Origin of the sequence: uncultured Campylobacter sp. (genome assembly GCF_938039205.1) — a bacterium.
GTDB lineage: Bacteria > Campylobacterota > Campylobacteria > Campylobacterales > Campylobacteraceae > Campylobacter_A.
In genome coordinates, this window is sequence record NZ_CALHVM010000064.1 from 1 (window position 1) to 11462 (window position 11462).

Consider the following 11462-nt stretch of genomic DNA (forward strand, 5'->3'; position numbering starts at 1 on the left):
AGCTCCCGTCGTAAAATTTAAATCCGCCTCGTCTAGAACAAAAATACTTCGCCTTTAAATTTTGCGGTGGTTTGTCTTTTTCCTTTATACGTCGTTGGAAACTCGGTCGGCTTCGGTCACGTATTACATATACGCTCCCTCGCTTCCGTCGTTTCCGCCTAGTCTAAAGAAAAAATACTTCGCCTTTAAAATTTAACGGCGGCTTGGCTCACGAGCGCTTTTTAAAGAGATTAGAAAATTTTAATCTACGACAGGCTACATGCCCAGTCTTGATTAAAATTTTCTGCACAACTTTCAAAATAATCTCGCGATGCTTAGCCCTGGCTTCTTGCATTCAAATTTGATTTTAAAATTTGTAGTGATTTTTATAAAATACATCTCATAATAAACGTAGTTGTCAAAAATCAAAATTTTAAAATTCCGTCAAATTTAAGTGCGTAAATTTAAGCCCACATTTGTAGGCTAAAATTTTAAGGAAAATTCTTATCTTTACTGCTACACAGCTCGTTTAAAAAGCACTCCTTGCAGTTTGGCTTTATCGCTTTACAGGTGTAGCGGCCAAAAAGCACCATCGCTTGATGAAGCGTATTTAGCTCGGTTTTAAAGGCTTTAGTTAGATCAAGTTCGACGGCTTCGGGCGTCTTGCCCTTACTAAGACCAAGCCTGTGAGCCACGCGAAAGACGTGCGTATCCACTGCCATCAAATTTGATCCGAAATGCTCGATCAGCACGACGTGAGCGGTCTTTTGGCCTACACCGGCTAGACTCATCAGCTCTTTTTCGGTCGTAGGTATTTCGCCGTCAAATTCGCTCATCACGCTCTTTGCCATTTTGATCAAATTTTCTGCTTTGTTATTAAAAAAGCTACAGGAATTTATGAGCGTTTTGACGCTTCCGAGATTTGCCTGTGCTAGGCTCGCGACGTCCGGGTAAGCCTCAAAAAGCGATGGCGTGATCAAATTTACGCGCTTATCGGTACACTGAGCGCTTAGCATCACGCACACGAGCAGCTCGTAGAGGCTGCGAAATTTAAGCTCGCTGCCCGCGTCTTTGAAATTTTCCAAAAATAAATTTTTGATAGCGTTTATATCTTTTTTCGTTCTCATAGCGCCGATTTTAGCCGTTTTTATTTAAATTTTCGATGAATTATAACTTATATTTAATGACTTTCCTGCTATAATCACCCTCGCAAAAATCTAAATTTAAGGAACAAAGATGAATAAAATTTTATTCGCATCTCTTAGTTTGGCTGCGGCTCTAAGCCTAAACGCGGCGGAGTACGCCACTGTAAACGGAACTGCTATAACCGATAAGGACGTAGCTTTCACGCTTGCTGCTATGCCTGGCGTAACACTAGAGCAACTACCTAAAGACACTCAAAAAAAGGTGATCGACGAAACTATCAACAGAAAACTACTTCTAGACGAGGCTAAAAAGAGCGGACTAGATAAGAGCGACGAATACAAAGCTGCGCTTGAAGAGCTAAAAAACAACCTCGCGCTTGATCTTTGGATGAAGAGAATTTTCGATAATATCAAAGTTAGCGAAGGCGAAATCAGCGACTTTTATAACAAAAATAAAGCCGAATTTGCCGTGCCTGCACAAGTAAGAGCCAAACATATCCTAGTGGCTACTGAAAAAGACGCAAACGACATAATAGCCGCGCTAAAAGGTCTGAAAGGAGACGAGTTGGTTAAAAAATTCGAAGAGCTAGCAAAATCTAAATCTACCGATCAAGGCTCTGCGGCTAACGGCGGCGAACTAGGATGGTTTGGTCAATCTCAAATGGTAAAACCTTTCGCGGACGCTGCATTCGCGCTTAAAAAAGGCGAAGTAACTCAAAAACCCGTTAAATCAAATTTCGGCTACCACGTAATCCTAAAAGAGGATAGCAAGGCTGCCGGCACCGTAGGTCTAAACGAGGTTAAACCTCAAATCGAGGGCAACATAAAGATGGAGAAATTTAGAAACGATATCAGAAAAAGAGGCGACGAGCTTCGCTCAAAAGCTAAAGTAGAATATAAATAAGGTCGATAAAATGGGTGTTTTAGACGTAGTAAAAGCCGGCGTTTTAAGCGGCGATGACGTAACTAGGCTGTATAAATACGCAAAGGAGCAGGGCTTTGCCATACCTGCGGTAAACGTGGTCGGAAGCGACTCGGTAAATGCCGTTTTAGAGGCGGCGAAGACGGCTAACTCACCCGTTATCATCCAGTTTAGTAACGGCGGAGCCGGCTTTTATGCCGGCAAAGCTTGCGGGAATGCCGATGTGCTAGGCGCAGTAGCAGGCGCGCAGCACGTTCATCTGCTGGCCAAAGCTTACGGCGTACCGGTGATCCTACACACCGATCATGCGGCTAGAAAGCTACTGCCGTGGATCGACGAGCTGGTTAAATTTAGCCGCGAATACAAAAAGGCTCACGGAGTGCCGCTTTTTAGCTCGCATATGCTTGATCTTAGCGAAGAGAGCTTGGAGGAAAATTTAAGCACTTGCGAGAAGTATCTAAAAGAGCTTAGCGAGCTTGGCATCAGCCTAGAAATCGAGCTTGGCGTAACCGGCGGCGAAGAGGACGGCGTGGATAACACGGGTGTTGATAATGCGCTTCTTTATACGCAGCCTGAAGACGTCGCGCGGGCATATGAGCGACTAAGTAAAATCAGCGATAGATTTAGCATAGCGGCCAGCTTTGGTAACGTTCACGGCGTGTATAAGCCTGGCAACGTCGTGCTTCGACCGGAAATTTTGAAAAACTCGCAAGCATACGTTGCGGATAAATTTCAAACCCTAACCGATAAACCCGTAAATTTCGTCTTTCACGGCGGTAGCGGTAGCGAGCTAAAGGATATCAAAGATGCCGTCAGCTACGGCGTAGTAAAGATGAACATCGACACCGATACGCAGTGGGCGTTTTGGGACGGCGTGAGAGCGTACGAGCTAAAAAACAGAGCCTACTTGCAAGGTCAAATCGGCAACCCTGAAGGCGACGACAAACCGAACAAAAAGTACTACGATCCGCGCAAATGGCTACGAAGCGGCGAGGAGTCGATGGTAAAACGCCTGCTAACTGCATTTGAAGATTTAAACTGCTTAAATAGAAATTAAGGCTTACAATGGAACCCAAAAAAGAAGCGAGAAACGATAATTTCACCGATTTGGCGTTGCCTGAGGTAAAAGGCAGGCAATCTTTTTTCGTATATACGAAAATTATATTTTTGCCGACGGCGATATATCTCGTCGCGCTTCTTGGGTTTTTTGGGTATATAGATTTTCAAATCGGCCTACACACGGTTATTATGATGGGTATTATTTGGGTGATTTCGCTAATCTTTGCTAAAAATAGCGCCGAACTTGCTTGCTGCTATTTTGAGCAAAGCGGGGCTGATTTTAAGCGAAATCTAAAAGAATACATCATCAAACATCTTTTAGTTATAGGCAAAGATACGAAGTCAAACGCAGGATTTGACGAATTTGTCGCCTATTACACCAGGAATTTACGTAACGAAAATTTTGCTTCCGTGGGTGCTGGCATCTTTCCAATGCTGGGTATCTTGGGAACGTTTATCAGTATCGCGGTTTCTATGCCGGAGTTTAACTCATCAAATACTACCGAACTTGAAACCGAAATTTCAACCCTTCTTAGCGGTGTAGCGACTGCGTTTTACGTCTCTATTTATGGTATTTTTCTAGCGCTTTGGTGGATATTTTTTGAAAAATACGGAACGAGTAAATTTGAAACGCTGGTGCGAAGACAAAAAAATGCTACTAGCGGCTTTTTCTGGACGAAAGAGGAGCTTGATAGAAGGTATTTGCAAGAGAATTTAAGGCACTTTGAGAAGATCGGAGTGATATTTGAGCACGTTAGTAACGCCGAGTTCTTTGAGGAGCTGGATAAGACTATCGAGGCTAAATTTAAAACTTTTACAAATATCTTGAAAAACGAAGAAGAGGCCGTCAAACTAAGCGGCGAGCACATCAAACAAACGATGAATACGCTGCTAAAATCCTCAAAAGATCAAAAAGATCTAATCAAAGTTCACGCTGAAATCTTAAACGTTATCAATAAATTTAACGGCAACATCAAAGATATGCAACTAAAATTTGCCGAGCAGTACAACCGTCTCTATGATGTGGGCGGCGAGCGTATCTCAAGGCTCGAAAAGAGCGTGGGCGAGCTAGAGTATAATGTTAAAAATTTCAGTGAGTCTCTTTCTAAATTTAGTAGTGAAATCTTAGAAAAACAAAAACTTGCAATGGATGGCTTTAAAGAGAGCTTGATTGACGGCGTACAGGCATTTAAAAAGGCTTTTGACGACGAAGCAATCGAGGCTTATGATGATAATAGCGCGCTCATTGAAGGGCTAAAGCAAGACATCGACGAGCTTGATAAAGAGGCGAATGAGATCTTGCAAACCATCGAAAAGGCGAGTATGCTAGATGAAAACGCGTAACGAGAACAAAAGCGGAGACCAGACCTTTTGGATATCGTATGCGGACCTGATGGCCGGGCTGATGTTTGTTTTTATGCTCATCATCGGTGCCGTCGTCGTAAAATACGTCCTTAGCCAAAGCGATCTGGCAAAACTACAAAAAGACTTAAGCGAGCGTGAAAAGCAAATCGCCTCATCACAAAGCGAGCTCGTTCGTAAAGAAAATGTCATAAAAGAAATTTTTTCAAATTTGGACCGCGCAAAGAGCGAAAATAAAGAGCTTGCTGACATAAACAGGCTTGTAAACGAGATGCTTGAAGGCGTCAAAAAAGAGAAAAACGAACTCACGAATCTAACCCAAACCTACGAGATAAATCTAAACGATGCGAATAAAACTATCGCGGATTTGCAGGATAGAGTGCTACAGCTGGGGCAAATTTTAGCGCAAAAAGACGAGGCGCTAAATGAACTAAGCGCAAAATACGGCGATGAAGTCTCAAGATATGCCGCGCTGGAAGAGGATTTTAACAAAACAAAAGACAAGATCAAAGACATCAGCTCGCTTCGCTCAAATGTCATATCAAATTTACGCGCCAAGCTCGGAAACAAGGTCAGTATAGACCCAAGCTCGGGCGTCGTGTCGCTACCCGAGTCTATACTTTTTGACACGGGTTCATACGAGCTAAGAGACGAGGCGAAGGCGCGTCTAAAGGAAATTTTGCAGACTTATTTCGAGGCGATTTTAAATAACGAAGAGATCGCAAAACACATCGATAGGATCGTGATCGAGGGGCATACGAACTCTATTGGTAGCTACATGTACAACCTTGATCTGTCGCAAAAGCGCGCGTATTCGGTGCTAGACTTTATCTACTCGTGGAACAAAGACAAGCGCCTAGAGCACTATCTCATCGCTAGCGGGCGCAGTTTTAGCGATCTGGTGATGAAAAACGGCAAAGAAGACCCCGACGCCTCCAAGCGTATTGAGATCAAATTTTCGATCTCAGACAAAGAGTCGATGAAAGAGATGCAAGATCTCTTGGAGCGGCAAAATCAAAAGTATTCAAAAGACTAAATTTAACAGACTCGAGTTTTACGTACTTCGCGACGACCTGATGGATGGCGAATTTAACGGCAACAAGGCTAGAAAGCTGGAGTATTTCCTGCATGCTGGTCTTGGCGGTATAAAGCGCGTCGTTAGCTACGGCTCAAGCCAGTCAAACGCGATGTATAGCTTAAGCGTTTTTGCGAATATGAGGGGGCTCGAGTTTCACTATGTCGTTTCAAATTTAAACTCAAATTTAGCGGCAAATCCAATCGGAAATTTTAAATTTGCCCTTGAAAACGGTATGAAAATCTATGTAGATAAAGATAGGCGGGCGCGGGCTAGGGCTTTAGCTTGTGAGCTGGCGGGATTAAAAGAGGGCGAGATTTACGGCGATGAGGCTGTAAATTTGACGGATGCTTCTGATAGAAACGGGTTAAATTTAAAGGATACGGGCGGGTCAAATTTGAGCAACTTTGACGAACGGCTCGGTTTTACGGATATAAATTTAAATGCAAAAAATATGTCAAATTTGCAAGCCCAAGTCGAGCCGAATTCGCAAATAGAAAAATCAAATTTACAAGATTTAAACAGGCAAATTTTGAGTAAATTTGACGAACAAGCAGAGCTAGCAGATGTAAATTCCACTGAATGCATAAGCTATAAAAACTCAAATTTTGAAAAATTCGCAGATCAAACAAGCTCAAATTTACCCGCCGCGCAGGATTGCTTCATCGGCGATTCGCTTTTTATAAACGAGGGAGTTTGGCAGCCGCAGGCGGAGGCGGGCTTTATCTCGCAGGCTAGACAGATAGAGCGCTGGGCGGATGCGGAGGGTAAAACCGTGGATATATTTTTGCCTTCAGGCACGGGCACGTCGGCGGCATTTTTGGCCAAGCATGTCAAATTTGACGTTTTTACCTGTCCTTGCGTGGGCGACGCGGACTATCTAAAAAGCGAGATCGAGGCGCTGACGCCAAACTCAAAGGTTCGCATTTTGCCGCCGCCTAAGAAATATCATTTCGGCGATCTAAAGCTCGAGCTTTATCAAATTTGGTGCGAAGTATGCGAGCAAACGGGGATAGAGTTTGAGCTCATTTACGATCCCGTGGGCTTTTTAACGATGATGGCAAACATGGGCGCGTTTAAAAACGAGATTTTATACATCCACCAAGGCGGCGCGCTCGGAAATATCAGTCAAAAACTAAGATACGAAAGAAAATTTAAGGAGACGAGATGAAGTTTTTACTCACTAGCAACGAAAATTTTAAGGACTATTTTGCGGCTTTGGTAAACCGCTCAAACGGCGATATGAGCGCGGTTATGCCAGCCGTTTCGCAGATACTGGACGACGTGCGCGCTAGAGGCGACGAGGCGCTCTTTGAGCAGATAGAGAAATTTGACCGCTGGAAACCCGACGCAAATAGCCTAAAAATCGGCACCGATGAGATGCAAAAGGCCTATGACGGCATAGATAGCTGCCTGCGAAACGCTCTAAATTTAGCCTTTGAGCGCATCAAAAGCTACCACGAAAAAAGCCTGCCAAAAACCTGGATGGAGCACGACGAACACGGCGTTTTGCTAGGTGCCAAGTACACTCCGCTAGACCGCGCCGGACTATACATCCCCGGAGGCAAGGCTGTCTATCCTAGCTCACTTCTCATGAACGCCGTCCCGGCCTTGGTCGCGGGAGTTGGAGAGATCGCGGTCTGCACGCCTGCCGTCGGAGGCAAGGTAAATACGCTGCTTCTAGCAGCCATGCATATCTGCGGCATCAAGGAGGCCTATAAAGTTGGCGGTGCGTCGGCGGTAGCGGCGATGGCCTACGGCACGCAAATGATCAAAAAAACCGACGTCATCACGGGCCCCGGCAACATATACGTCGCGACGGCTAAAAAGCTCGTCTACGGCGAGGTAAATATCGATATGATCGCGGGTCCTAGCGAGATCTGCGTTATCGCCGACGAGAGCACCGACCCTCGCCACATCGCCGTGGATCTGCTCTCGCAGGCCGAGCACGATGAGATGGCTAGCGCCGTGCTCATCACGCCAAATCAAGCCTTCGGCGCGGCGGTGCAAAGGCATATCAACGAGGAGATCAAGACTCTAGCTAGGCAGCCGATCGCGCAGGTTAGTATCGATAAAAAGGGCGCTATCATCGTAGCTAGCGACCTTGATGAGTGCGTGAGGCTGGCTAACGAGCTAGCGCCCGAGCACCTAGAGATCGCGACAAACGACGCGATGGAGCTGGCTAGACAGATCAGGCACGCCGGCGCGATATTTATCGGGCACTTTACGCCTGAAGCTATGGGCGACTATCTAGCAGGACCAAACCATACGTTGCCAACTGGCGGTAGCGCGAGGTTTTATTCGCCTTTAGGGGTCGAAAATTTTATGAAGCGCACTTCGCTCATCTCGCTAAATGCAAAAGGCATAAGTGAGCTAGGAAATGCGTGCATGAAGCTAGCCGAGGCCGAGGGACTCGGAGCACATAAGCGTTCGGTCGCGGTTAGACTCGAGGCCCTTAAGTGATTTTAGGGCATTATCTCTTGGACGCTTTTTGAAGGGCTAGTAAAAATAAATACTCACGGACGACCGGTCCGCTCCGTTTTATTTTTACGTCGCAACTTCAAAAATCATCTCAAGATATAACGCCTTTTTGTTTAAATTTACGGTTTTTGCGAATTCTTTGCCGCAAGCTTTGCACTTGAAATTTACAAAATAAACATACGAGCGGCTTGCTAAAATTTACGTTTTTATAAAATTTACGGCAATCTCGCAAAAGGAGACAAATGAGTCCGAAAAATCCCGTTTCAAATTTTATTTCAGCGGGTGATGAGATGCTCGCTTTTTTATCAAATTTGGGCCAAAAGTGGCGTATTAGCGACGACGGAGCGGAGTTTATAGAGCGAAATTTTACTTTTGTCGGCTCAAAACCGGTTTTGCAAAATTTAAAAGATTATAAAACGGCTGATTATAAAAATTTTACCGATATTAAAAACTTTCTAAACTCAAATCCAAATATCCAAAGTAAAATTTTAAGCGGCGAGATAAGTTACGTCGGAGACAATCTAAGCGGCACAGGGGTCAAATTTGCCCCCGAGTATTTTTACGATTTTTTAAAATTTACGGTTGAAAACATCCCAGAGCATCGCTATTTTTGCGCTTCCGAGGCGGGCTGGATTTTACTCGTTGCGATGGAGGGATACGTAGAATTTGGCGTTTTGGACTAACGGAGCCTCTAAATTTAACCCTTTACAAGCTTGCTTGATCGACATAAGCCAGCCTTGCTTGGGGTGCTTAAATTGTGCAAATTTGCAAAATACGTTATCGCCGTCTATCTTGAGCTACCCGCACTAAAGTTTCTAAATCCCGCCTTAAATCAGACGGAGTTTAGAAGGTTGTAAATGAGTCAAATTTAGGCGGTTTTTGCGCTCTTGTTGCTAAAAATTTCTAAAAACTTAACCGCTAGTTTTTGAAATAGATTTTCTTTTTTACGTTTGCTAAGTAAAAATTTTGCCGTCTCGCTTCTACCAAACATTACCGCAAAAGCCCAAGGCGTCATGCCTAGCCCATTATTTGCTTCGATATCGGCCCCGGCACCAACTAGCGCTTTTACTACATCTAAGTGCCCCTTAAACGCAGCACCCGCAAGCGGAGTTTGCCCGCGATCGTTGCGTTCATCTACTCTAGCGTCGTTTGAGAGCAGCATATTTACGGTATTTAGAGCATTGTTATAACTAGCCAGCATCAAAAGCGTATCGCCTTTGGCTGATTTTAAATTTACGCTAAGCCCCGCCTTTATCATTTTTTCTAGCTCGTCTGCTTCGTCTTGTCTGGCAAAATCAAGCGCCATGGCGCAAAGTTCGCTATATCTTTGCTCTTCAGCCTGCGTTAAATTTATCAAATTTTAGCCTTTAGCGCTGCTTTGACGCCGTTTGCGTACTCTGGAGAGATTTGCTCAAAATGCCCTATCGCGCGCTCTTTTATCGCTTCGCTCACACCAGCCATACTCTCTGCGATATTGTTAAAAAGCTGTGATTTTTGGCTATCGTTCATTAGTGCAAAAAGCGCTCTAGGTTGCGAGTAATAATCCTGATCCTCGGCTCTATGGTCGTATCTTTGCATTGCGCCTTCTAAATTTATATCAGGCTCTAGCAGGCTTCTATCTTCTTTGCCGCCGCCAAAGCTGTTTGGCTCATAGTAGGCCTTGTCGTCGAGTTCATACATTCCGTTATTCATCGCACCGCCCACGACGTAGGTGTTTATTTCGCTTATCGGACGATTTACGCTTAGCTGCGCGTAGTGCGTGCCTATGCGGTATCTTTGAGCGTCCGGATAGCTAAAGATTCTGGCTTGAAGCATTTTATCGGGGCTAAAGCTGATACCAGGGACTATATTTGACGGACTAAATGCGGCTTGCTCTACTTCGTTGAAGTAATTTTTAGGGTTTTCATTTAGCGTCATGACGCCAACGTCGATAAGCGGAAATTCCTTATGCGACCATGTTTTGGTTAGATCAAACGGGTTAAATTTGACGCTTTTTGCTTGATCTTGGGTCATTATTTGGATTTTAAAATCCCAACTTGGAAAATCTCCTTTTTCTATGCTTTCAAAGAGGTCTCTTTGGTTGCTCTCCCTGTCTTTTGCGATTATTTGCGCGGCTTCATCGTTGGTTAAATTTTTAATGCCTTGACGAGTTTTAAAGTGAAATTTGACCCAAAATCTCTCATTTTTGTCATTTATAAAGCTATAGGTGTGGCTGCCAAATCCATGCATATGGCGGTAGCTAGCAGGTATGCCGCGGTCGCTCATTAAAATCGTAACTTGGTGCATAGTTTCAGGGCTCAAGCTCCAAAAATCCCAAGCGGCTTCGTTTGAGCGTAGATGCGTGCGCGGGTCGCGTTTTTGAGTATGGATGAAATCCGGGAATTTATACGGGTCTTTGATGAAAAAAATCGGAGTGTTGTTTCCGACTAAGTCCCAGTTGCCCTCTTTTGTGTAAAATTTAATCGCAAAGCCCCTTACATCGCGCTCGGCATCAGCCGCTCCGGCCTCTCCGGCTACGGTAGAAAATCTCAGGAACAGTCTCGTTTTCTCGCCTTTTTGCAAGACATTTGCTTTCGTATAGCGCGAGATATCGTGCGTGATCTCTAGCGTACCGTACGCAGCGCTACCTTTTGCATGGACGGCTCTTTCAGGGATGCGTTCTCTGTTTTGGTGAGCTAGTTTTTCAAGTAGTTGATAATCTTGCAGCATTATGCCGCCGCGGCTGCCCGCAGTGAGCGAGTTTTGATTGTCGGCTATCGGATTGCCTGAAGTGGTAGTTAGTTTTTTCATATTTTTTCCTTTTTAATAAAAATTGTTATTTCGGAATTATACTTATTTAGAATAAAATTTTTCTTAAATAATAAAAATTATTAGTAGAAAAATTTTTAAAATTATGGATATTGGAAAATTAACTGCATTTTGGCGATAAATTTGCGATTCAATATTTTAAAATTTGACTTATTTTCTTTTTGGATAGGTTGAGAGAGGTTTATGGATATCGGCGAAAAAGAAATATGATAAAATCACAAAAGTCTAAATTTAATCCTAGTGATTTTAAAAGTATACATAGTAGAGCATTTTGCTTCATTGATGACGTAAAAGTCTATGCTGTTGTATCAAGCGGCGCTATGGTGTGGGTTAATGGCTAGCTTGTGGTGGAGACGGTTATTTGTTTTGGTTGGTTTTATTAGCTACCGGAGTTGCCGAGCTAAACGAGGGGCTTAGTGATCCTATATTCTCATCGCAAAAAACAGCGAAGAGTCAGGGCTTTCTGCAAGGCTTAAAAATTTATTTTATTTGCTTGTTGCCTTGTATCTTTGTTTTCTTGCTTTGGGAGTTATCTATTATGGGTTCACGTTGGAATTTAGCATTTATAGGCTTTTTGTTATGTTAGCAGCCACTTGTTTTCTATTTTGGATGGGCAAATCTGCATATATTA

General features: G+C 43.9%; 10 protein-coding genes. 7 read left to right on the plus strand and 3 right to left on the minus strand.

The features are described from left to right. Nucleotides 1–470 precede the first annotated feature (470 nt). Entirely contained in the window at nucleotides 471–1106 is a 636-nt protein-coding gene (gene nth, locus Q0394_RS10995) for an endonuclease III (protein ID WP_298947645.1), read from the minus strand. 109 nt (nucleotides 1107–1215) lie between these two features. On the opposite strand from nth, the gene Q0394_RS11000 reads away from it, so the two are divergent. The 7 genes from Q0394_RS11000 (at nucleotide 1216) to Q0394_RS11030 (ending at nucleotide 8706) form a co-directional block, all read left to right on the plus strand. Then, nucleotides 1216–2028, plus strand: a complete 813-nt coding sequence (locus tag Q0394_RS11000; RefSeq protein ID WP_002946770.1) for a peptidyl-prolyl cis-trans isomerase — start codon at nucleotides 1216–1218, stop codon at nucleotides 2026–2028. Nucleotides 2029–2038: 10 nt separating this feature from the next. After that, nucleotides 2039–3103: a class II fructose-bisphosphate aldolase gene (fbaA, locus tag Q0394_RS11005; protein ID WP_298055678.1), complete on the plus strand. Its 1065-nt coding sequence runs from the start codon at nucleotides 2039–2041 to the stop codon at nucleotides 3101–3103. 8 nt (nucleotides 3104–3111) lie between these two features. Further along, a complete protein-coding gene (locus tag Q0394_RS11010) occupies nucleotides 3112–4449 on the plus strand; it encodes a MotA/TolQ/ExbB proton channel family protein (protein ID WP_002946772.1) in 1338 nt (445 codons plus the stop codon). Continuing rightward, on the plus strand, nucleotides 4436–5503 hold the full coding sequence (locus Q0394_RS11015; RefSeq protein ID WP_002946774.1) for an OmpA family protein: 1068 nt from the start codon (nucleotides 4436–4438) through the stop codon (nucleotides 5501–5503). The genes Q0394_RS11010 and Q0394_RS11015 overlap by 14 nt, the downstream gene beginning before the upstream one ends. A 40-nt stretch (nucleotides 5504–5543) precedes the next feature. After that, entirely contained in the window at nucleotides 5544–6713 is a 1170-nt protein-coding gene (locus Q0394_RS11020; RefSeq protein WP_298947648.1) for a 1-aminocyclopropane-1-carboxylate deaminase, read from the plus strand. Then, complete coding sequence (gene hisD, locus Q0394_RS11025) at nucleotides 6710–8005, plus strand: histidinol dehydrogenase (RefSeq protein WP_298947650.1); 1296 nt, start codon at nucleotides 6710–6712, stop codon at nucleotides 8003–8005. The genes Q0394_RS11020 and hisD overlap by 4 nt, the downstream gene beginning before the upstream one ends. 260 nt (nucleotides 8006–8265) lie before the next feature. Continuing rightward, on the plus strand, nucleotides 8266–8706 hold the full coding sequence (locus Q0394_RS11030; RefSeq protein ID WP_298947652.1) for a hypothetical protein: 441 nt from the start codon (nucleotides 8266–8268) through the stop codon (nucleotides 8704–8706). Nucleotides 8707–8891: 185 nt separating this feature from the next. On the opposite strand, the gene Q0394_RS11035 is transcribed toward Q0394_RS11030, so the two are convergent. Together Q0394_RS11035 and Q0394_RS11040 are read right to left on the minus strand one after the other, a co-directional pair. Beyond that, nucleotides 8892–9380 carry an ankyrin repeat domain-containing protein gene (locus Q0394_RS11035; RefSeq protein WP_298947654.1) on the minus strand — a complete coding sequence of 163 codons (489 nt, stop codon included), beginning with the start codon at nucleotides 9378–9380 and terminating at the stop codon, nucleotides 8892–8894. After that, complete coding sequence (locus tag Q0394_RS11040; protein ID WP_298947656.1) at nucleotides 9377–10813, minus strand: catalase; 1437 nt, start codon at nucleotides 10811–10813, stop codon at nucleotides 9377–9379. The genes Q0394_RS11035 and Q0394_RS11040 overlap by 4 nt, the downstream gene beginning before the upstream one ends. Nucleotides 10814–11462 lie beyond the last annotated feature (649 nt).